Origin of the sequence: Paenibacillus sp. FSL E2-8871 (genome assembly GCF_038000345.1) — a bacterium.
GTDB lineage: Bacteria > Bacillota > Bacilli > Paenibacillales > Paenibacillaceae > Paenibacillus_AQ.
The window spans coordinates 3,209,530-3,231,651 of the sequence record NZ_JBBOBV010000001.1 but is presented as its reverse complement, the minus strand read 5'-3'; the positions used below and the strand labels follow the sequence as shown (position 1 = coordinate 3,231,651).

13 protein-coding genes, 9 tRNA genes and 3 rRNA genes are annotated in these 22,122 nt (G+C 46.1%); 22 read left to right on the top strand and 3 right to left on the bottom strand.

Annotated elements, in window-relative coordinates; translation table 11 throughout:
• Positions 1-44 precede the first annotated feature (44 nt).
• From NYE25_RS14865 to NYE25_RS14775, 19 genes are all read left to right on the top strand, one after another.
• Complete coding sequence (locus NYE25_RS14865; RefSeq protein WP_042130552.1) at positions 45-482, top strand: ACT domain-containing protein; 438 nt, start codon at positions 45-47, stop codon at positions 480-482.
• Positions 483-518: 36 nt separating this feature from the next.
• Entirely contained in the window at positions 519-1,805 is a 1,287-nt protein-coding gene (locus NYE25_RS14860; RefSeq protein ID WP_341052147.1) for a homoserine dehydrogenase, read from the top strand.
• A gap of 59 nt (positions 1,806-1,864) precedes the next feature.
• Positions 1,865-2,845, top strand: coding sequence for a homoserine kinase (gene thrB, locus NYE25_RS14855; protein WP_339243281.1), 981 nt, complete (start codon positions 1,865-1,867; stop codon positions 2,843-2,845).
• On the top strand, positions 2,842-3,729 hold the full coding sequence (gene pheA, locus NYE25_RS14850) for a prephenate dehydratase (protein ID WP_149646001.1): 888 nt from the start codon (positions 2,842-2,844) through the stop codon (positions 3,727-3,729). Before thrB ends, pheA begins: the two co-directional genes overlap by 4 nt.
• A 4-nt stretch (positions 3,730-3,733) precedes the next feature.
• Positions 3,734-4,615 carry a branched-chain-amino-acid transaminase gene (gene ilvE, locus NYE25_RS14845; RefSeq protein ID WP_042191145.1) on the top strand — a complete coding sequence of 294 codons (882 nt, stop codon included), beginning with the start codon at positions 3,734-3,736 and terminating at the stop codon, positions 4,613-4,615.
• Positions 4,616-4,939: 324 nt separating this feature from the next.
• The gene (locus NYE25_RS14840; RefSeq protein ID WP_341146240.1) at positions 4,940-6,709 is read left to right on the top strand and encodes a LysM peptidoglycan-binding domain-containing protein; all 1,770 of its coding nucleotides are present in this window, start codon (positions 4,940-4,942) and stop codon (positions 6,707-6,709) included.
• A 452-nt stretch (positions 6,710-7,161) separates the two neighbouring features.
• Positions 7,162-8,719: ribosomal RNA gene (locus NYE25_RS14835) — 16S ribosomal RNA — on the top strand.
• A 261-nt stretch (positions 8,720-8,980) separates the two neighbouring features.
• Positions 8,981-11,909, top strand: a 23S ribosomal RNA gene (locus NYE25_RS14830).
• A gap of 214 nt (positions 11,910-12,123) precedes the next feature.
• Positions 12,124-12,240: ribosomal RNA gene (gene rrf, locus NYE25_RS14825) — 5S ribosomal RNA — on the top strand.
• Together the 16S, 23S and 5S rRNA genes form the textbook arrangement of a ribosomal RNA operon.
• Positions 12,241-12,373: 133 nt before the next feature.
• Positions 12,374-12,913 (top strand): AAA family ATPase, encoded by a 540-nt coding sequence (locus NYE25_RS14820; RefSeq protein WP_341146239.1) that lies wholly within the window; start codon positions 12,374-12,376, stop codon positions 12,911-12,913.
• 82 nt (positions 12,914-12,995) lie between these two features.
• Positions 12,996-13,070, top strand: a tRNA-Glu gene (locus NYE25_RS14815).
• An 88-nt stretch (positions 13,071-13,158) separates the two neighbouring features.
• Positions 13,159-13,234, top strand: a tRNA-Val gene (locus NYE25_RS14810).
• 43 nt (positions 13,235-13,277) lie between these two features.
• Positions 13,278-13,354: transfer RNA gene (locus tag NYE25_RS14805), tRNA-Met, on the top strand.
• A gap of 26 nt (positions 13,355-13,380) precedes the next feature.
• Positions 13,381-13,458: transfer RNA gene (locus NYE25_RS14800), tRNA-Asp, on the top strand.
• Between the two features lie 15 nt (positions 13,459-13,473).
• Positions 13,474-13,546 (top strand) — tRNA-Lys (locus NYE25_RS14795).
• A 36-nt stretch (positions 13,547-13,582) separates the two neighbouring features.
• Positions 13,583-13,657, top strand: a tRNA-Gly gene (locus NYE25_RS14790).
• A 10-nt stretch (positions 13,658-13,667) separates the two neighbouring features.
• A tRNA-Arg gene (locus NYE25_RS14785) sits at positions 13,668-13,744 on the top strand.
• 19 nt (positions 13,745-13,763) lie between these two features.
• A tRNA-Leu gene (locus NYE25_RS14780) sits at positions 13,764-13,842 on the top strand.
• An 80-nt stretch (positions 13,843-13,922) separates the two neighbouring features.
• Positions 13,923-13,995: transfer RNA gene (locus NYE25_RS14775), tRNA-Lys, on the top strand.
• 122 nt (positions 13,996-14,117) lie between these two features.
• Here the strand turns inward: NYE25_RS14775 and NYE25_RS14770 are convergent.
• From NYE25_RS14770 to NYE25_RS14760, 3 genes are all read right to left on the bottom strand, one after another.
• A complete protein-coding gene (locus NYE25_RS14770; protein WP_341146238.1) occupies positions 14,118-15,038 on the bottom strand; it encodes an aldo/keto reductase in 921 nt (306 codons plus the stop codon).
• Between the two features lie 217 nt (positions 15,039-15,255).
• Entirely contained in the window at positions 15,256-16,446 is a 1,191-nt protein-coding gene (gene fabV, locus NYE25_RS14765) for an enoyl-ACP reductase FabV (protein ID WP_076284851.1), read from the bottom strand.
• Between the two features lie 264 nt (positions 16,447-16,710).
• Entirely contained in the window at positions 16,711-17,646 is a 936-nt protein-coding gene (locus NYE25_RS14760; RefSeq protein ID WP_341146237.1) for an aldo/keto reductase, read from the bottom strand.
• A 184-nt stretch (positions 17,647-17,830) separates the two neighbouring features.
• On the opposite strand from NYE25_RS14760, the gene NYE25_RS14755 reads away from it, so the two are divergent.
• The 3 genes from NYE25_RS14755 to NYE25_RS14745 are packed head-to-tail and all read left to right on the top strand — an operon-like array spanning position 17,831 to position 22,118.
• On the top strand, positions 17,831-18,805 hold the full coding sequence (locus NYE25_RS14755; protein ID WP_076284849.1) for an ornithine cyclodeaminase family protein: 975 nt from the start codon (positions 17,831-17,833) through the stop codon (positions 18,803-18,805).
• Between the two features lie 11 nt (positions 18,806-18,816).
• A complete protein-coding gene (locus tag NYE25_RS14750) occupies positions 18,817-19,980 on the top strand; it encodes a dipeptidase (protein WP_341146236.1) in 1,164 nt (387 codons plus the stop codon).
• An 11-nt stretch (positions 19,981-19,991) separates the two neighbouring features.
• On the top strand, positions 19,992-22,118 hold the full coding sequence (locus NYE25_RS14745; protein WP_341146235.1) for a CocE/NonD family hydrolase: 2,127 nt from the start codon (positions 19,992-19,994) through the stop codon (positions 22,116-22,118).
• Positions 22,119-22,122: the final 4 nt, after the last annotated feature.

Below are 22,122 nucleotides of genomic sequence, written 5' to 3'. Positions count from 1 at the left end.
ATGTCCACTAAGAAAACACAAAAGTCTTTGAGGTGAGGACGTTCGTGAAAGAACGCTATTATTTGGTCCGTGAGGACATATTACCTGATGCCGTACTTAAGACTATGCAGGTCAAACAATTGCTTGAGGCCGGGGATGCGAAGACCGTACATGAGGGTGTAGAACAGGTAGGATTAAGCCGGAGCGCTTTTTATAAATACAAGGATGGCATTCACCTGATCCATCAGCTCGAACGTGAGCGAATTGTTACGATCTCCATGGATTTGGAACATGAATCGGGGATGCTCTCCAAGGTTCTAGGATCTGTGGCGGGGCATGGGGCTAACGTGCTGACGATTCACCAGAGTATTCCGCTACAAGGACGAGCGAATGTGGTGATTTCCGTGGAAATCTCACATTTGAATGAGGAGCTCGGAGAGATGCTTGATAGTCTGAAGAATATTCCGGGAGTGAAGCGCGCCCTAATCGTTGGACAGGGATAGAGAAGTTATATACGTAAAACTTTTAGGAGGATACAGATGAAGCCGGTTAAAGTAGGGTTGCTGGGTCTGGGAACAGTTGGTACAGGTGTAGTTCGTATCGTGGAAGGAAATCAAGAGGATTTGAGCAGTCAAGTAGGCTCTCCAATACTCATTGAGCGCATAGCGGTGAATAATTCCAATAAGCCACGTGATATTGAGGTTGACCCTGCCAAAATAACAACAGATCCATGGGATGTTATTCGTGATCCTGAAATTGATGTAATCGTTGAAGTGATGGGTGGTGTCGATGGAACAAAGGAATATATTCTTGAAGCTTTGGACCGCGGTAAGCATGTCGTAACTGCGAACAAGGACTTGATGGCGCTGCACGGTTCGGAGATTCTGGCTAAGGCGCAAGAGAAGCAATGTGATGTCTTTTATGAGGCTAGCGTTGCAGGTGGCATTCCGATTATTCGGACGCTTATCGAAGGCTTTTCTTCAGATAAGATCATGAAGATTATTGGAATTGTAAATGGAACAACTAATTACATACTAACCAAAATGAGTCAAGAAGGCGCATCCTACAATGATGTGTTAAAAGAAGCGCAGGATCTAGGATATGCAGAGGCCGATCCAACTTCCGATGTTGAAGGTCTGGATGCTGCCCGCAAAATGGCGATTCTCGGAACCCTAGGCTTCCGCACTAACGTGGAGCTACATGATGTAAGTGTGAGCGGGATTTCAGAAGTGAGTAAAGCCGATATTGCTTTTGCGAAGCGTCTCGGATATGAAATCAAGCTGCTGGGTATCGCTGAACGTCAGGATGAGGAATTTAGTATCAGTGTTCAACCGACCTTGATTCGAACAAGTCATCCGCTTGCATCCGTAAATGGTGTCTTCAATGCAGTTTATGTGTATGGTGAAGCGGTAGGAGAAACGATGTTCTATGGTGCGGGCGCGGGTGCAATGCCAACAGCAACTTCGATAGTAGCTGACTTGGTAGCCATTATTAAGAACCTCAAGCTGGGTGTTAATGGATTGAAGCAAAAAGTACCTTATAAGCAGAAGAAGCTTAAGAGTGATGAGGATATCTTTTATAAAAACTTCCTACTTTTACACGTTGATGATAAAGCAGGTGTATTGGCCAAGATTACTCAGGTGTTTGCCGAGTATGATGTGAGTCTTGATTCGGTAGTTCAACAAGCCAATCCAAATAATCCTGATGCGGAGATTATTATTGTTACCCATAACGCCAGCAAAGCAAGTATGAATAAAGTGCTGCGCCACTTTAAGGAACTGAAAGTCATCCACCGGATCAAGAGTCATTATCGTGTGGAAGGTTAGCACTGTAGATGGACTATACTTTCTATATTTAAACAATGAGTAAGGAGATTGCACCTGTTATGAGTACTTATGGAGTAGCAAGGGTTAAAGTACCTGCTAGTACTGCCAATCTTGGTCCGGGCTTCGATACTCTTGGCATGGCATTGCCGCTGTATGCCTGGATTGAGATGGAGGAAGCAGAGGAGACAGTTTTTCATCTATATGGTGACGAGATGAAGGGAGTGGCTCGGGATAAGAGTAATTTACTCTATAAGGTCGCTCAAATGGTATTTGCAGAAGCTGGCGTTACGGTGCCTGAAATATCTATTTCGATGTACTCTGAGATTCCGCTTACGCGTGGACTCGGCAGCAGTGCCTCGGCCATCATTGGGGGCATGGTCGCAGCTAATACGATGATCGGCTCTCCGCTCGATGATGCCAAGCTGTTTGATATGGCTACCCAGCTTGAGAAGCATCCTGACAATGTAGGAGCTTCCTTATTTGGTGGCATCATTACCGCAGTGTGGGACGGTGATCATGCGGATTACGTTCGCCTTGATCCACCTCAAGACCTTGAGGTTCTCGTGGTTATTCCTGAATTCGAGCTGGAAACCACAAAAGCACGGGGAGTGCTTCCAACAGAAATCTCAGTTAGTGATGCTGTGTACAACATCAGCAGAACCTCTTTAATGACAGCCTCGTTTGCATCAGGTCGGCTTGATCTGATCAGTAGAGCGATGCAGGATCGTCTGCATCAGCCCTATCGTGCAGCGCTTATTCCAGGCATGGAGAAGCTGCTCGCGGAAGCACCTAACCATGGTGCTTTAGGAATCGCACTTAGCGGTGCCGGTCCTACCCTACTGTGTTTAGTTGATCGCCATGAGACTCGTAAACGAGAGCTTGAGGCTTTCCTGATGAATACGATGCAAGAACACGGCATCTCTGCTCAGACTTGCTGGCTGATGCCTTGTACTTCAGGTGTTACATCAGAGCTTCTTGAAAGAAACGAGATGCAAAACGTATCATTTTTGGATATGATAAAAGGAGAAGTACGGTTATGAAATCAATAGCGGTATTGCCGCAGGGCTCGGTATCTCACGAAGCGCTGCTGCATTTGTTTAACGGCGAGCCTGTAAAAATTGTGCATCACAAGCTAATTTCCGATGTCTTTCTCTCTACGGCTGGTGGCACCACTGATTACAGCGTTATCCCGATTGAGAATACTATTGAAGGCTCAGTTAGTCTACATATTGATTGGCTCATTAATGAGGTCGATCTGCCTATGCAGGCTGAATGGATCTTTCCATCGATACAGAATCTCATCGGTCACCCGCTGGAATTCAGAGATACGAACGGCAATAAGGATTTCACTAAAATTAAAAAAATCCTTTCGCATCCTGTTGCAATGGCACAATGCATGCAATTTGTTCGGAAGCATGCACCTTGGGCTGAACTGGAGTCGGTCGGAAGCACCTCTGAAGCTGTTGAAATCGTTAAGAACAATCCTGACAAGGGCTGGGCTGCGATTGGTACTGCTCTTGGCGCAGCAACTCATGGGCTGGAGATTGTTGATCGGAAAGTTACAGATCACAACAACAACTACACGCGATTTGTCCTTGTCGGTCCGCAGAAGATTGATCTTCCACGGAGCAGCAATGGTGTAAAGACGAGTGTCCTAGTTACGCTGCCGGAGGATTTTCCCGGTGCTTTGCATCAGGTCCTCGCTGCCTTTTCTTGGCGGAAGCTGAATTTATCGCGTATTGAATCACGACCAACGAAAAAGAAGTTGGGTACTTATTATTTTTATATTGATGTGCTGGAACCGATAGAATCAGTCCTGCTACCAGGAGCGATTGAAGAGATTAGCGCTTTAGGCTGTCAGGTTCGGATTCTGGGCTCGTATCCCACATACACCTATGAGGAAGAGAAAGCGGAGGTGCAGTAAATTCATGGCTGAACAATGGATCTATCTGGATGGACAACACGTAACTAAGGAAAATGCAAAGGTATCCGTTTTTGATCACGGTTTTTTGTATGGAGACGGCATATTTGAAGGTATTCGTATTTACAATGGTAATATTTTTAAATGTAAAGAGCATTTGGACAGACTATATGATTCGGCGAAGTCGATCATGCTGGACATTCCGCTCACTTATGACGAAATGCTGGAAGCTATGGCTGAAACGATTCGCCTTAACGACATGCGTAACGGTTATATTCGACTGATCGTATCCCGTGGTCCTGGTAACTTGGGTCTTGATCCACGCCGTTGCCCTAAAGCCAGCGTAATCATTATCGTTGAACAATTAGCTATTTACCCAGAGCAAGCGTACATTAATGGGCTTCGTGCTGTTTCTGTATCCCAACGTCGTAATATTCCGGACGCACTGAATCCGAAGATTAAATCGCTTAACTATCTCAACAATATCCTAGTGAAAATTCAGTCCAATCTGGCAGAAGCCGATGAAGCAATCATGATGAATGCTCAAGGATATGTTACTGAAGGATCTGGAGATAATATTTTCATCATCAAAAATGGTGTGGTCTTCACTCCTCCATGCTATTTGGGAGCGCTTGAAGGAATCACACGTCTGGCGATCATCGAATTATGTGAGAAATTGGGTATTAAGCTAAAAGAAGAACCATTCACTATGCATGATGTTTACATAGCGGATGAGGTATTCTTCACAGGTACTGCTGCTGAAGTTATTGCTGCGCGTGAAATTGACGGCCGAATCATTGGTGAAGGACAAGCGGGTCCAATCACTTTGAAATTGCTTGAAGAGTTCCGCAATGTTGTTGACAAAGATGGCTATAAGGTTTGGGAATAACATTTAATCTTACAATTTGCTCTTTACATGCTAGTCGAGTAATGAGTATTGAATAGGCATTAGATATCCTTTCATGCATATGAAGAAGATGGCCGGAGGTCTCTGGTAAATCTTTTCATGTCTCATGAAAGGATTTTTTTTATTTCAGGGATGTCATTCGCCCATGGGCTGCATAAGATGTAGTAACGAAGGAGGCGGCTGTACCGCATATAACTCTGTAAGAGAGCAATGTTCCATCCAAAGGGTGTTTGCTTTCAAAGCCAGTTTTGCTGTGTAGCTGTAAGAAAGCAATACTCCACAAAACTTTTAGGAGGTTAATGCTACGTGAAAATACACATTGTCAAACAAGGCGATAGTCTGTATGCATTATCGCAAAAGTACGGAGTGCCGTTACAAAAAATTATTGAAGCTAATCCACAGATCAGTAATCCGAATGTGCTGGCACTTGGTGAAAAAGTAAAAATACCTACGGCTCCTGTATCCGTACCGGACAACAGTGAAGTTTACTACAAGCATACAGTCAAACAAGGAGATACCTTATGGAAATTATCTAAGGCGTGGGGAATCCCTTTAAAAGATATGGTTGAAGCAAACCCCCAGCTAAAGAATCCGAATGTATTGATGTTAGGGGAAGTAGTTAACATTCCTAAAAAGACATCAAACGCTTCACCCGTACAGCCAGGCTACATGCCTTCTAATGCTTCTGAGAAAACACAAGTTGGCGGGAAGGAATATACGGGTCCAAAAGAACAGCCAGTAGCTGAGGTAGTTCCTGCACCAAAACCGGAAACTAAACCAGAGGTCAAACCAGAAACTAAACCGGAAGCAAAAGCAGCAGAAAATAAACCAGAAGCTAAAGCGGAAACTAAACCTGCACCTAAATCATCGCCAAATATCTCGCCTTTGTACAATTCTGCACCACACCCATCGATGAACATTGCCCCTATTAATACTCAAAACGTTGCACCTAATCCTGCGCCGAATATGCAGATGGAAGTTGCTCCTGTGCAAGAAATTGAAATGCAGAGCTTATTTGTTCAGATTACAGTTCCAAATCAAGAGCCTGTAACTCATCATGAGGCAGCAAAAGCTGAGATGAAGCCAGTGGCTTGCAAAGAGGAAAAGGCAGATGCTTGTGACAACATGGGATATCCAGGACTAGGAGGAAATCCTTATCTCTATGATTCTTATCAAAATAGCCCTAATATGAACATGAATTGGGCACCAAGTTATGTTCAACCGGCGTCATATGGACCCGAATGCATGTCTCCATACTACTTTTCAGAAAATATGTATTCACCTAACATGAGTCCAGAACAATGGAATCCGAATGCTGCGCCTAATGTGAGTCCAGAACAATGGAATCCAAACGCTTGGCCTAATATGAGTCCGGAACAATGGAATCCAAATGCTGCACCTAACGTGAGTCCAGAACAATGGAATCCGAATGCTTGGCCTAATATGAGTCCGGAACAATGGAATCCGAATGCTGCGCCTAACGTGAGTCCAGAACAATGGAATCCAAATGCTGCACCTAACAATATGGAGGCTAATGTTTCAGGGATGAACCCGATGTATGGGATGTCATCGAACCTTCCTTGGCCAACTACTTGTGGGTGTGGGGGAATGCATGTTCAACCCTATTCATATGAAATGCCCGTATATAATACCTATCCTGCATATGGAAACCCAAATGCATTCTCTGCTTATGGAGCGGGAACACCTAATCAGGGAATAGTTCCAGCATCTCCTCTTGGAGCTTTTGGCGGGCCGATAATGTCGAGTATTCCGTCTAATCCGCAGTATCCAGGTATTGGTAATTATTCGCAGCATAATCGGGTTCCAGAAATCCAAGATCCTGAAACGTTTGTACAGGACACTCCCGAAGTTGCTAGAACAGTGAGTGAGGAATCTACTTCTGGCGCTTCTCTCAAGAGCAAGGGAACTGCAACGAAGGAAACGGCATCAAAAGCAAAGACCTCGAGTCAAAACAGCAGTAAGAAAAACAAAACAGCTGTGAAGTCTCAACGTTCAAATGCTGGTGGTCGTACAGAGAGCTCAAAGAAACGCAGAAATCCGTGGATTTCTAATTAATACAGTTCTAAACTAACATCCAATCTCTATTTAACGTGTAGGTTCTGATTATTAGAATCTGCACGTTTTTTATGTTTTATGAGAAGATAGGAATGAGAAGTAGGACTGAAGCGAAAGTACCTACTTATTTTTTTTGAATTTAGGGGTTGTTTTTAGAGTGGGTTATATGTTACATTATAAATCCAGTCGCAAAGAGGAGATAGAAACTTTCGGTTGGTGAATGTTAATCCGGATGAAATTACAAAAGACTTTGAAAAAAAAGTGTTGCAATTCATCGGAAAACATGATATATTATAAGAGTTGCTGCTGAGACATTAAACGGCGCCAACGAGAACTTGATCTTTGAAAACTGAACAACGAGTGAGTAGGAAATCACGAAAGTGAAATCCAAAATTAGAGAATTAATTTTCTCGTCAGATGTTTCAAAATGAGCATATCGCTCTTTTCAATACTAATTGGAGAGTTTGATCCTGGCTCAGGACGAACGCTGGCGGCGTGCCTAATACATGCAAGTCGAGCGGAGTTATTTTGAAAGCTTGCTTTCAAAATAACTTAGCGGCGGACGGGTGAGTAACACGTAGGCAACCTGCCCCTTAGACTGGGATAACTACCGGAAACGGTAGCTAATACCGGATAATTTCTTTTTTCTCCTGAAGAAAGAATGAAAGACGGAGCAATCTGTCACTGAGGGATGGGCCTGCGGCGCATTAGCTAGTTGGTGGGGTAACGGCCCACCAAGGCGACGATGCGTAGCCGACCTGAGAGGGTGAACGGCCACACTGGGACTGAGACACGGCCCAGACTCCTACGGGAGGCAGCAGTAGGGAATCTTCCGCAATGGACGAAAGTCTGACGGAGCAACGCCGCGTGAGTGATGAAGGTTTTCGGATCGTAAAGCTCTGTTGCCAGGGAAGAACGTCCGGTAGAGTAACTGCTACCGGAGTGACGGTACCTGAGAAGAAAGCCCCGGCTAACTACGTGCCAGCAGCCGCGGTAATACGTAGGGGGCAAGCGTTGTCCGGAATTATTGGGCGTAAAGCGCGCGCAGGCGGTCATTTAAGTCTGGTGTTTAAACCTTGGGCTCAACCTGAGGTCGCACTGGAAACTGGGTGACTTGAGTACAGAAGAGGAAAGTGGAATTCCACGTGTAGCGGTGAAATGCGTAGATATGTGGAGGAACACCAGTGGCGAAGGCGACTTTCTGGGCTGTAACTGACGCTGAGGCGCGAAAGCGTGGGGAGCAAACAGGATTAGATACCCTGGTAGTCCACGCCGTAAACGATGAGTGCTAGGTGTTAGGGGTTTCGATACCCTTGGTGCCGAAGTTAACACAGTAAGCACTCCGCCTGGGGAGTACGGTCGCAAGACTGAAACTCAAAGGAATTGACGGGGACCCGCACAAGCAGTGGAGTATGTGGTTTAATTCGAAGCAACGCGAAGAACCTTACCAGGTCTTGACATCCCTCTGAATCCACTAGAGATAGTGGCGGCCTTCGGGACAGAGGAGACAGGTGGTGCATGGTTGTCGTCAGCTCGTGTCGTGAGATGTTGGGTTAAGTCCCGCAACGAGCGCAACCCTTAACTTTAGTTGCCAGCAAGTAATGTTGGGCACTCTAGAGTGACTGCCGGTGACAAACCGGAGGAAGGTGGGGATGACGTCAAATCATCATGCCCCTTATGACCTGGGCTACACACGTACTACAATGGCCGGTACAACGGGAAGCGAAACCGCGAGGTGAAGCCAATCCCATCAAAGCCGGTCTCAGTTCGGATTGCAGGCTGCAACTCGCCTGCATGAAGTCGGAATTGCTAGTAATCGCGGATCAGCATGCCGCGGTGAATACGTTCCCGGGTCTTGTACACACCGCCCGTCACACCACGAGAGTTTACAACACCCGAAGTCGGTGGGGTAACCCGCAAGGGAGCCAGCCGCCGAAGGTGGGGTAGATGATTGGGGTGAAGTCGTAACAAGGTAGCCGTATCGGAAGGTGCGGCTGGATCACCTCCTTTCTATGGAGAATCGTCTTCTGCAATGAAGACATTCAAATCGGAAGTTAAACTTCCAAATCTCAGGTTTAGGCCTGTTACTCACTCGTTGCTCAGTTTTGAGAGTTTAAGCTCTCAGTAAGACTTGATCCTTGAAAACTGGATACCGAAACGAATTTGCGTTTTAGAACATCTTTTAGCAACTTGTGCAAACAAGTAAATGTTATTAGTGAGATGATTCCAAAGAGAATGTCATTGTATGATATTTTCCTGCGGAAAAATCAAGGTTAAGCTAATAAGAGCACACGGAGGATGCCTAGGCGCCAGGAGCCGACGAAGGACGTGGCGAACAACGAAACTGCCTCGGGGAGCTGTAAGCAAGCTTTGATCCGGGGGTGTCCGAATGGGGAAACCCAGCTGTGGTAATTCGCAGTTACTCATCTCTGAACACATAGGAGATGTAGAGGCAGACCAGGGGAACTGAAACATCTAAGTACCCTGAGGAAGAGAAAACAATAGTGATTCCGTCAGTAGCGGCGAGCGAACGCGGAACAGCCTAAACCTAAGAGCTTGCTCTTAGGGGTTGTGGGACGTCTCACATGGAGTTACAAAGGAATATGGTAGGTGAAGAGGTCTGGAAAGGCCCGCGATAGAGGTAAAAGCCCTGTAACCTAAACTGTGTTCTCTCCGAGACGGATCCCGAGTAGTGCGGGGCACGTGAAACCCCGTATGAATCCAGCAGGACCATCTGCTAAGGCTAAATACTACCTGGCGACCGATAGTGAAACAGTACCGTGAGGGAAAGGTGAAAAGCACCCCGGAAGGGGAGTGAAATAGAACCTGAAACCGTGTGCTTACAAAAAGTCAGAGCCCTATTAATGGGTGATGGCGTGCCTTTTGTAGAATGAACCGGCGAGTTACGTTTAACATGCAAGGTTAAGTCGAGAAGACGGAGCCGCAGCGAAAGCGAGTCTGAATAGGGCGAATGAGTATGTGGACGTAGACCCGAAACCGTGTGATCTACCCCTGTCCAGGGTGAAGGTGCGGTAACACGCACTGGAGGCCCGAACCCACGCATGTTGAAAAATGCGGGGATGAGGTGGGGGTAGCGGAGAAATTCCAATCGAACTCGGAGATAGCTGGTTCTCCCCGAAATAGCTTTAGGGCTAGCCTCGGTATAAGAGTAGTGGAGGTAGAGCACTGATTGGGTGCGGGGTCCGCAAGGATTACCAAGCTCAGTCAAACTCCGAATGCCATATACTTATTGCCGGGAGTCAGACAGTGAGTGCTAAGATCCATTGTCAAAAGGGAAACAGCCCAGACCATCAGCTAAGGTCCCCAAGTGTGTGTTAAGTGGGAAAGGATGTGGAGTTGCACAGACAACCAGGATGTTGGCTTAGAAGCAGCCACCATTGAAAGAGTGCGTAATAGCTCACTGGTCGAGTGACTCTGCGCCGAAAATGTAACGGGGCTAAACACACCACCGAAGCTATGGCTAGATACGTATGTATCTGGGGTAGGGGAGCGTTGTATGTGGGTTGAAGGTGTACCGTAAGGAGCGCTGGACAGCATACAAGTGAGAATGCCGGTATGAGTAACGAAAAGATCAGTGAGAATCTGATCCGCCGAAAGCCCAAGGTTTCCTGAGGAAGGCTCGTCCGCTCAGGGTAAGTCGGGACCTAAGGCGAGGCCGAAAGGCGTAGTCGAAGGACAACAGTTTGAAATTACTGTACCACCGTAATCCGCTATGAGCGATGGGGTGACGCAGGAGGGTAGTGACGCGGACTGATGGATATGTCCGTCTAAGCAGTGAGGCTGATGTGTAGGCAAATCCGCACATCATTAAGGCTGGGCTGTGATGGGGAGCGAAAATTACAGTAGCGAAGGTCATGATCTCACACTGCCAAGAAAAGCCTCTAGCCAGGAGAAGGTGCCCGTACCGCAAACCGACACAGGTAGGCGAGAAGAGAATTCTAAGGCGCGCGGAAGAACTCTCGTTAAGGAACTCGGCAAAATGACCCCGTAACTTCGGGAGAAGGGGTGCCCCGGTAGTGTGAATAGCACGAGGGGGCCGCAGTGAAAAGGCCCAAGCGACTGTTTAGCAAAAACACAGGTCTGTGCGAAGCCGCAAGGCGAAGTATACGGGCTGACGCCTGCCCGGTGCTGGAAGGTTAAGGGGAGTGGTTAGGGGTAACCCGAAGCTATGAACCGAAGCCCCAGTAAACGGCGGCCGTAACTATAACGGTCCTAAGGTAGCGAAATTCCTTGTCAGGTAAATTCTGACCCGCACGAATGGCGTAACGACTTGGGCGCTGTCTCAACGAGAGATCCGGTGAAATTTTAATACCTGTGAAGATGCAGGTTACCCGCGACAAGACGGAAAGACCCCATGGAGCTTTACTGCAGCTTGATATTGAATTTGGGTACGATCTGTACAGGATAGGTGGGAGCCGTAGAAATCGGAGCGCAAGCTTCGGTGGAGGCGCCGTTGGGATACCACCCTGATCGTATCTAGGTTCTAACCTAGTACCCTAATCGGGTACGGGGACCGTGTCAGGCGGGCAGTTTGACTGGGGCGGTCGCCTCCTAAAGAGTAACGGAGGCGTTCCAAGGTTCCCTCAGAATGGTTGGAAATCATTCGAAGAGTGCAAAGGCATAAGGGAGCTTGACTGCGAGACCTACAAGTCGAGCAGGGACGAAAGTCGGACTTAGTGATCCGGTGGTACCGCATGGAAGGGCCATCGCTCAACGGATAAAAGCTACCCTGGGGATAACAGGCTTATCTCCCCCAAGAGTCCACATCGACGGGGAGGTTTGGCACCTCGATGTCGGCTCATCGCATCCTGGGGCTGAAGTAGGTCCCAAGGGTTGGGCTGTTCGCCCATTAAAGCGGTACGCGAGCTGGGTTCAGAACGTCGTGAGACAGTTCGGTCCCTATCTGTCGTGGGCGCAGGAAATTTGAGAGGAGCTGTCCTTAGTACGAGAGGACCGGGATGGACGTACCGCTGGTGCACCAGTTGTTTCGCCAGAAGCATGGCTGGGTAGCTACGTACGGACGGGATAAGCGCTGAAAGCATCTAAGCGTGAAGCCCCCCTCAAGATGAGATTTCCCAATTAGTAAGACCCCTTGAAGACGACGAGGTAGATAGGTTGGAGGTGGAAGTGCAGTAATGCATGGAGCTGACCAATACTAATCGGTCGAGGGCTTATCCTAAAAATACCCCAAAAAGTGAAGAAAAGGCTGTGAAGCTAATTCCGAGTACTTTCCGGGGGCCCCGTAAGAAGGGCAAACGCAAATTCAATTCGGATTCAGTTTTCAGGAATCAAGTTCTAAACCATATAGTCCTAGTGGCTGTATGATGATGAATTTGTTTTCAGCATTTGGCGATGCTGAGACCTGAATAATGCATTTGTACCGCAAATGCCCGTTTGGTGGCGATAGCGGAGGGGTTCCACGCGTACCCATCCCGAACACGACCGTTAAGCCCTCCAGCGCCGATGGTACTTGGACCGAAGGGTCCTGGGAGAGTAGGACGTTGCCAAGCACGCAAGACCACTGTTGAGTAATCGACAGTGGTCTTTTTGTTGTGCCTTGTAGAGTGAATTTGCTTGTAAGGGTTTTTATGATAAAGTGGTTTAATAGAGTAACTAATAGATTATTCATGGGGGATAAAGATCTTGATTATATGGATCAATGGAGCTTTTGGTGCGGGGAAGACAGAAACTGCATATGAATTACATCGCAGACTTCCTGATTCTTTTGTATACGATCCAGAGAATGTAGGGTATTACATAAGAGCAAACATTCCCGATGTGATGACAAAAAGTGACTTTCAGGACTATTATCTTTGGCGTGAAATTAACCATTCCATGTTAAAATACATAGCTAGCGAATATAGGGGAACGATTATCGTACCTATGACCATAGTCAACCCAGAATATTGGATGGACATTGCTGGTAATCTAATAAATGAGGGATTAGAGGTTCATCATTTTACTTTGTGTGCCTCACGAGAGACGCTGCTCAAGAGATTGGGTGGTAGAGGTGAAGGGGATGACTCGTGGGCCGTTCAACAGATCGACAGATGCCTCACAGGGCTTAATAAGGACGTATTCAAAGACCATTTAGACACAAATAACCTGACTACTCTAGGAGTCGTTAAGATGATAGCTAGTAAGCTTGATATCACTTTAACGCCTATTATAGGAGAAAAGTGAAAATATATTAATTTAGCTATTGCTATACTTCGAAATACATGATATAATCTTTTTTGTTGTCAAAACATTTTGTTTTCAATAAGGCCCGTTGGTCAAGGGGTTAAGACACCTCCCTTTCACGGAGGTAACATGGGTTCGAATCCCATACGGGTCACCAATTTCTTTAAAACGTAATTGTTCTTCTGAAATAAAATGTTGCATTATAGGTTGGAATGTGTTATGATAATTGAGTTGCTTCTTTACATGGAGGCTTAGCTCAGCTGGGAGAGCATCTGCCTTACAAGCAGAGGGTCGGGGGTTCGATCCCCTCAGCCTCCACCATGAAGCTTTCTTATGGTAATGAATAGCTAAATATTATTAATGACGCGGGGTGGAGCAGCCCGGTAGCTCGTCGGGCTCATAACCCGAAGGCCGCAGGTTCAAATCCTGCCCCCGCAACCAATTTTCATCAAGCAATTATATCTTTTGGAACCGTGGTGTAGTTGGCCTAACATGCCTGCCTGTCACGCAGGAGATCGCGAGTTCGAATCTCGTCGGTTCCGCCATTTTTCTTGCTTCATGAGCCATTAGCTCAGTTGGTAGAGCACCTGACTTTTAATCAGGGTGTCGAAGGTTCGAGTCCTTCATGGCTCACTTCTTAAGTGAGTCGGACACTAATACATATCGTGTGCGGACGTGGCTCAGCGGTAGAGCATCGCCTTGCCAAGGCGAGGGTCGCGGGTTCGATTCCCGTCGTCCGCTCCATATAAATTTTGCGCCCTTAGCTCAGCTGGATAGAGCGTTTGACTACGAATCAAAAGGCCGGGAGTTCGAATCTCTCAGGGCGCGCCATATTTTAACTTCATACTTTGCCGGCGTGGCGGAATGGCAGACGCGCTCGACTCAAAATCGAGAGGGAAACCGTGGAGGTTCGAGTCCTCTCGCCGGTATAAATTAGCAAGCGAAGCTCTTATGCGTTAAGCTAAGGGCTTTTGCTTTTCAAGTATAGTAAGGTAAATTATTATATTGTGGACTCTTAGCTCAGTTGGTAGAGCAGTAGACTCTTAATCTATTTGTCCAGGGTTCGAGCCCCTGAGAGTCCATCCTTAAAAGAAACGGCAGAGATGCCGTTTCTTTTTTTTTTTTTAAGAGTTATACGGTTTCAATTATAGTCACAAAAAAAGCCACGAAGTACGATATTAGCGTACTTCGTGGCTTTTGATATTTATGGAAGGATATTACCCGCAGCGCGGTAAATTTCATACCATTCTGGTCTGGTGAGTGTAATATCGGATGCTTTGGCAATATCCCGCAATCGCTGCGTATTGGTTGTACCTACAACAGGCTGCATATTTGCCGGATGTCTGAGAATCCAGGCAATGGCAATAGCGGTATTGGTAACCTCTTTTTCAGCTGACAAACGGTTAATGACCTCGTTCAATTCAGGGAACTTGTCGTTGTCCAAGAATACACCTTCAAAAAAGCCATATTGGAAAGGAGACCATGGCTGAATGGTCATGTCGTGTAGACGGCTGTACTCTAAGATCCCGCCGTCATGGACAACCGAACCGGAGTTGGTCATATTCACATTAAAGCCGGTATCAATCATACCCGTGAACATAATGCTTAATTGCAGCTGGTTGAACAGCAGCGGTTGCTTTACATTTTTCTTAAGTAGCTCGATTTGTAACGGGTTCTGGTTGCTGACACCAAAATGCTTGACCAATCCCTTGTTTTCTAGAATGTCAAAAGCCTCAGCCACTTCTTCCGGCTCGAACAGCGTGTCAGGACGGTGAAGCAAGAGCACATCGATATAATCGGTCTTCAAGCGTTTTAGGCTACCCTCCACGGATTGTAGGATATGCTCTTTAGAGAAATCAAAATAGCCCTTGCGGATTCCGCATTTGGTTTGGATCATCATTTTATCGCGCATACCAGGATTGTTCTGAAGTACCCCAGCGAATACCTCTTCAGCTTTGCCGTCCGCGTAAATATCGGCATGATCAAAGAAGTCTATTCCGAGCTCCAACGCACTATGTACATGTATATCAGCCTCTTTTGCAGATAAATCCGCAATCCGCATACAGCCAAGCGAAATTTGGGATACGTCAAGTACACCATTCGCTACACTTATTTTCTTAACCATGAGTGATTCACTCCTTAGAATGTAAGTTAGAACTTGCAGTATTTTATCAAACCATATCACAAAGTGGGAGGCTAAGCCAATATGCCCTACGACGTATAGGTAGGTTGTAAGCAAAGTACAAAAAAGAGGCTGCCACATCAGTAGAATTCACTACTTTTGCAGACAACCTCTTTGTTTATATATCCATAATTAGCATATGGAAGTATTCAGAATCATTTTAGTACATATTCGGAATGTCGACATTAGGATCAATATCTGCTTCGTAGTCTACGCCATCTGTTCTAAAGCCAAACAGATTGAAGAAGTCTTGGCGGTAGCCTTCAAGATCAGCTAGCTCACCTGCATTATCAGTTGTCAGCTCGTCCCAACGTTTCATAACCTCTGTCTGAACGTCCTCACGCATTTCCCAGTCGTCAATGCGGATCAAGCAGCTTCCGTCCGCAGTAGCCTTGCCTTCACCGTATAGGTGCTCAGAGAACAAGCGATACATTTGTTCAATACAGTTCTCGTGCAGGCCTTTTTCCTTCATCACTTCATAAAGTGCAGAGATATAAAGGGGCACTACAGGAATCGCTGAGCTCGACTGAGTTACGAGCGCCTTATTAACGGATACAAAGGCACGTCCGCCTTTTGATGAAAGAAGGTCATTCATTTGGATCGCAGTCTGTTCCAGATCGTGCTTGGCTTGGCCAATTGTTCCGTCCCGATAGATAGGGTGAGTGATTTCAGGCCCGATGTAGGAGTAAGCAACGGTAGTAGCACCATCTGCAAGGACATCAGCTGCTTGAAGCTGATCGATCCACATTCTCCAGTCTTCGCCGCCCATTACAGCGATGGTCTGACGTACTTCCTCTTCATTAGCAGGCTCAATGGTGGTCATGGATACTTCGCCTGTATGGAAGTTCAAGGTTTTATTCGAATAAGCTGTTCCCACTGGTTTAATAACGGAGGAGAAGGTTTCTCCTGTTACCGGATGGGTACGACGAGGTGAAGCGACACTATAAATAACTAAATCGATGGTGCCATATTCAGCTTTAATCAATGCAATGGTCTTCTCTTTAATCGCATCAGAGAAGGCATCGCCAACTATGCTGTGTGATTTAAGTCCAAGTTCTGCTGCTTGTTGTTCAAAGGCAGCGGAGTTGTACCAGCCTGCAGATGCGGTGCGCTGACCTTCCGCAGCCTTATCGAAGAACACACCAATAGTATTGGCGCCAGCACCAAAAGCAGCTGAAATTCTAGAAGCCAGTCCGTATCCGGTAGAGGCACCGATGACAAGTACATTCGCAGGTCCCTCAATTTTCTTTTGCGCTTTTACATATTCAATTTGTTGTTCTATTTGTTTGGCGCATCCCTCTGGATGGGCTGTTGTGCATATAAATCCGCGTGTTTTAGGTTGAATAATCATCAAGGAATTCCCCTTTGTATAAAAATTTAAGTCTACTGATACACAGAGAAAGTATAGCAAACAATATTTACTAATACAAAGAATTTAGGATATTCGATAAGAATCCGCTGCCCTGTATTTTTGTTTGTTGGCTAGCTGCGCTATCGAGTCTTGATCATTTATTAAGGCTTGCGGACTCCAGTGACGCTATTCCTTAGAAAAGGGGCTGCCCCAGTAGCCATTTCATGACTTCAAGGACAACCCCCTTTACATTATAAGGCGCTATTACGCCTTAAAGATTGAATCAATCGCTTTGATCTCATCTGGTGTCAGCTGAACTTTCAGAGTCTGGAGATTCGATATGATCTGTTCCGGACGTTTAGCTCCGGGAATAAGTGCGTCGATGGAAGGTACGGTCAAATACCAGGCTAGCACCACATGTGCGACTTCAACACCTTTGGCATCGGCAATTTGGCGAACCTTGTCCACCTTCTCCAGGTTTTTGGCAAAGGTCGCTCCTTGAAACATTGGGTTGTTCTTTCTATTGTCGCTGAACGTATCACCTTGCTTATACTTGCCGCCAAGAAGGCCGGACGCGAGTGGGAAGTAAGGAACGAAAGAAATGCCAAGCTCCTGCGTGTAAGGGAGCAGTTCTTTTTCTGCATCACGGTGCAGTAGGTTGTAATGGGATTGGAGAACATCCACATGCCCGTCCTTGTTGGCTTCTCTCAGCTGTTCAATGGAGAAGTTGGAGACCCCAATCGCTTTGATCTTTCCTTCATCCTTCAGCTTCTTAAGCTCGCCAACAGCTTCATCCTTAGGAGTGCTTTCATCAGGGAAATGAATATAGTAAAGATCGATATAATCTGTCTGGAGGCGTTTCAAGCTGTCTTCCACAGACTGTCTTAGAAAAGCTGGAGAGTTGTCGATCGTAACCTTATCGCCAGTAATCTTGTGAGCGCCCTTAGTAGCAATAACCACATTGTCACGGCCGCCTCTTTCTCTCAGCACTTCTCCAATAAGTTCCTCGGATCTACCTGGACCATAGATAAAGGCGGTATCAATGAAATTGATCCCATGGTCAAGAGCGTTGCGTACGATGTCTTTACCAGTCTCATCATTTAAGCCGGGAAATAAATTATGCCCACCAACAGCATTGGCACCCAGTCCGAGAGGGTGTACCTGCAAATTTGTTCTACCTAAAGTTATTTTACTAGACATAATCAATCGTCAGCTCCTTAAAATAGAATATGAACTATATTAAGTATAGCTAATAGCCCGTAGTAAGACAAATTGCTGATTTCCAGCTTTATACATGAATATTTAAAGCGTATAAGTTATGATATATAGAATAATTTTGCGTTCCCACATTTGTTGCCACAATGAAGTAAAGGAGGTTTGTCTTATGCTAGTTATTAATCAAAATGAAGTGGCTGAGCTATTAGCAATGGAGTCTTGCATCACAGTGATGGAATCCGTTTTGAAGGACTTGTCCGCAGGACAAGCCATACAGAGCTTAAGACAAGTACTCCCGCTGCACCAAGGCAATCTGATTGGCTTAATGCCGGGCTTTTTGCAGAGTGAAGAAGTAGCAGGTGCCAAAATCATCAGTGTGTTTCCAAGCAACCATGGCTTAGGTTTACCTTCGCATCAAGGCCTTGTTACGTTATTCGATTCTTCTACCGGTATTCTGAAAGCTGTAGTAGATGGACAGAAGATTACCGCAATTCGCACAGCGGCTGTTAGCGCAGTAGCCACTCGTTATCTGGCTAGAGAAGATGCAGAGGTGCTTGCCATTCTAGGTACCGGCGAGCAAGCCAAAAGCCATCTGGAAGCGATGCTACTGGTTCGATCGATTCGTGAGGTCAGAGTTTGGAGTAGAACACTTGCAAAGGCAAGAGATTTCCAAGCAGAAATGAGCCGTAAATATGGTGTGGACATCCTTGTGGCTGAGTCTATTCAAGAGGCAGTTAATCCAGCAGATATCATTTGTACCGTAACAGCATCCACAGAGCCTGTGCTCAAAGGGGAATGGCTGAAGCCTGGAGTACATATCAATGCGGTTGGAGCCTGTAGAGCAGCGGATCGTGAGCTGGATTCGGAGACCGTACGGTTAGCTAAGTTATATGTAGACCGATTGGAATCCGCGCATAATGAATCTGGGGATTATTTAATTCCGCTGAACGAAGGCGTGATTACTTCAGGCCATATTATCGGTGAAATCGGTGAACTGATCAGCGGGAATATTGAGGGCAGAGCTACAGCTGATGAGATCACTCTTTTTAAAGGACTAGGACTTGCAATAGAGGATTTAGCAGCAGCCAACTTCATTTATAATGAAGCTGTTAAATTACAAAAAGGCATTGAAATTGCATTCTAAGGAGCGACCACATGATGAGCACATATGAAGGTTTGTATGATTTCAAGTTGACGGAGCAAGACGAAGAGCAGGCCGTACATTTGCATGAGCAGAACATTAATATTGATCTGCTATTTCAAGGTCCCTTATCTCCAAACGCAATTCCAGAGTCTGTGTCTAAAAAAATAAAAGAGCTGTGTGAGCCCTATAAAGATGAGCCGATGATATATAGCAGCATGCCAGCAAAAATGATCACAAAGCTGTTGGCCAGCGGTGAGATCCCCGAGTATAAAAGTGAATGGTATAAATCGGGAATTACCGCGGGTAACCGGGAACTTCACTTAGAATCTTTAGAAAGCATGGTCACTAGCATGGCTGAAGTTCAGCTTCAGTTCGACTCCGCAGATTGGTTAGTAAAAGCATTAACCGCAGAGGACATTCGTTCAGCCAAGCGTAATGGGCATAAAGCGGGTATTATCACGGCACAAGAAACAGATGGCCTGGGTACCAATCTGGACCTATTAGATGTGTTACATAATTTTGGCTTAAGAATTTTACAATTAACTTATAACAATCAGAATCAGGTCGGTGCAGGCTGTGCAGAACAGTCGAACGCTGGGATTACGAATTATGGAAAAAGATTCATTGAGCGTTTGAACAAGCTCGGGATCATTGTAGATACGGGACATTGTGGAAAACAGACCACGCTCGATGCTTGTCAGTATTCTAAGACTCCGGTCATTGCTTCACACACGGGTGTAGAGGCTATCTATCCACATATGCGCTGTAAAAGTGATGAAGAGATTATCGCGATAGCGAAGACGGGTGGAGTCATCGGTATTTTTGCTATGCCGTGGTTTGTTCATGAAGATCCTAACCATACGACCATTGATCATGTGTTGGATCATATCGAATATGTGATTCGGCTTGTAGGCGTGGATCATATCGGGATTGGAACGGATTGGCCGATGAGCGATGTGCTCTGGTCATTGGTTTATTTTAAAGAACATATTGCACCTAAGCTAGGATTTGCCAAAGGAGACGGACCTTCTACTGAAACCGTTGCTGGGCTTGAAAAATATAGCTATTTTATCAATTTTACTAGAGGTCTAGTGGCTCGCGGTTATAAGGATGAGGATATTGCAAAGATTATGGGTGGCAACTGGCTGCGTGTATTTGAAAAAATTTGGGGATAGGGGATAAATAGATGACAACATACTTGAACACAACTACATTTAACTTCTACTGTTCTGGCATTTATTCAGGGAAAATACATTTTACGGAACAACAAATTAAACTCGCTAAGGTTGATCCACGCAGACGAACACAAATGCAATACAATGCGCTGGATAGCCAGTTCAAGACCGTCCTTCCATTTCAAAAAATCCACGAACACTTGGACGCTTACGCTAAAGCAGAATGGGTCAATGATGAGGTAGTTCTAAGTAATGGTGATCTTTATCAAAAGCATATTCAGTATCAGGCTGTATTGGATGGCCGTGAGCTTACTTCACAAGTATGGGCGCTACGAAAAGAGACGGCACTGGATATTGTGACCTTGGATGGTGAGATTATTGCCTTTCTTACGCCGAATCGGTATGGCATCGAGCTGATTGTTAAAGCAGGATATGAGAAGCTGACGCCTCTGGTTGTTTATGATGATCCCCTTTTGTCCAAGCCAGAGTATGGTGTAAATGATTTGGGTACGGATCTGATTCCGATGCGTGATGGCGTGAGACTGGCTACGGATGTGTTTCTTCCTGAGGGCATTCAGCCGGGAACCAAGCTGCCGACGATTCTTGTGAGAACCTGCTATGACCGTAATGGGAAAAAGGAGATTTTTATGAGATGGGCTAACAAAGGTTATGCAGTGGTATCACAGGACGTAAGAGGTCGGGCGGATTCGGAGGGGGAATTGATCCCTTTTTATAATGAACGGGATGATGGCTACGATACGATCGATTGGATTATCGCGCAGGAGTGGTCAGATGGCAATGTTGGAATGTGGGGCGCGTCCTATCTCGGCTTTGTGGTTGTCTCGGCGGCGACCAGTGGGCACCCTAATTTGAAGGCTGTTGTGGATGAAGTGAATGTTGGCTCACCGTTTGTAGATACAGCGCGTAAGGGTGGGACGCTTTGCTCTTGGCCACTCTTGTCTTGGACGCTTGCACAATCTGTGGGTACCCGGACGGATTTTGATATTTTTGGGGGCATTACGGTGAACCCAGAATCGGCCGTCGATGCGAGACCGATTAAGGAGATTCCACAGCAAATGATCGGCAAAGCATCCGGACCATGGGATTTGTGGAGCCAGCATCCGGAGTATGATGATTTCTGGAGAAACTGTACCTTTACGGAACGTGGGGATCAAGTGCAGGTCCCTATGTATGTGATCTCAGGCTGGTATGATGGCGACAGCCCTGGCGTATCGGAGACTTGGAGAATGCTGACTGAACATGATGTGCCAAATCGTAAAATCCGTCTGGGTGCATGGGAGCATGGGCCAAACCGAGCCAGAGATTATGAGGGAGTAAGCTTCGGCAATGATGCAGTCGTCTATGATTATGATGTTTCTGTACTGCGCTGGTTCGACCGCTTCCTCAAAGGCATTCCGAACGGAATAGATCAGGAGCCTAGAGCCTCTTATTATGTCGTTGGTGAGAATCAGTGGAGAACGTCGGAGGATTGGACACCAGTTGAAGCTACAACTACGCCGTTTTATCTTTCCAGTGCTGGTCGGGCTAATTCAGGACAAGGAGACGGGAAGCTGCTCATAGCGCCAGAGGAACACTCTCCAGAAGATACTTATGTCTATAACCCAAATGATCCTATGAATGATAGCGGTGAGCGGGAGCCTGAAAATTTGCGGAAATATGAGCTCCGAAATGATATTCTTGTGTACACTAGTGAGGTGTTGACGGAAGAATTGACTATTGCTGGCGAATTGTCTGCTGTCATCTACGCCGCTAGCACAGGTAAGGATACGGATTGGGTAGTTACGCTTAGTGATGTGAATGAACATGGAGACTCTATCCGGTTATCTAACTATATTGTCAGAGCTAAATATCGTCATGGGTTTGATGCACCAGAGCTGCTCACGCCAGGGCAAGTGGAGGCATACGATATTTTCATGCCGAATATTGCTCACAGATTTGCGGTAGGACACCGAATTCGTTTTTCGATTACTTCTTCCAGTAAATTCGTTGCTTTCCCGAATACGAATACTGGTGATAACCCGTATGAAGATTCAGAGGCGATTACAGTGCTGCAGACTGTTTACCATAATAGTGAATATCCAAGTCATGTGAAGCTGCCGGTTATTCCTAACGCTTGAACGA

Excerpts from the sequence above, each read along its gene's own strand:
- NYE25_RS14745 (WP_341146235.1), top strand. The coding sequence starts at position 19,992 with ATGACAACATACTTGAACACAACTACATTTAACTTCTACTGTTCTGGC.
- fabV (WP_076284851.1), bottom strand. The coding sequence starts at position 16,446 with ATGATTATTCAACCTAAAACACGCGGATTTATATGCACAACAGCCCAT.
- NYE25_RS14760 (WP_341146237.1), bottom strand. The coding sequence starts at position 17,646 with ATGTCTAGTAAAATAACTTTAGGTAGAACAAATTTGCAGGTACACCCT.
- NYE25_RS14770 (WP_341146238.1), bottom strand. The coding sequence starts at position 15,038 with ATGGTTAAGAAAATAAGTGTAGCGAATGGTGTACTTGACGTATCCCAA.
- ilvE (WP_042191145.1), top strand. The coding sequence starts at position 3,734 with ATGGCTGAACAATGGATCTATCTGGATGGACAACACGTAACTAAGGAA.
- pheA (WP_149646001.1), top strand. The coding sequence starts at position 2,842 with ATGAAATCAATAGCGGTATTGCCGCAGGGCTCGGTATCTCACGAAGCG.
- NYE25_RS14750 (WP_341146236.1), top strand. The coding sequence starts at position 18,817 with ATGATGAGCACATATGAAGGTTTGTATGATTTCAAGTTGACGGAGCAA.
- thrB (WP_339243281.1), top strand. The coding sequence starts at position 1,865 with ATGAGTACTTATGGAGTAGCAAGGGTTAAAGTACCTGCTAGTACTGCC.
- NYE25_RS14755 (WP_076284849.1), top strand. The coding sequence starts at position 17,831 with ATGCTAGTTATTAATCAAAATGAAGTGGCTGAGCTATTAGCAATGGAG.
- NYE25_RS14860 (WP_341052147.1), top strand. The coding sequence starts at position 519 with ATGAAGCCGGTTAAAGTAGGGTTGCTGGGTCTGGGAACAGTTGGTACA.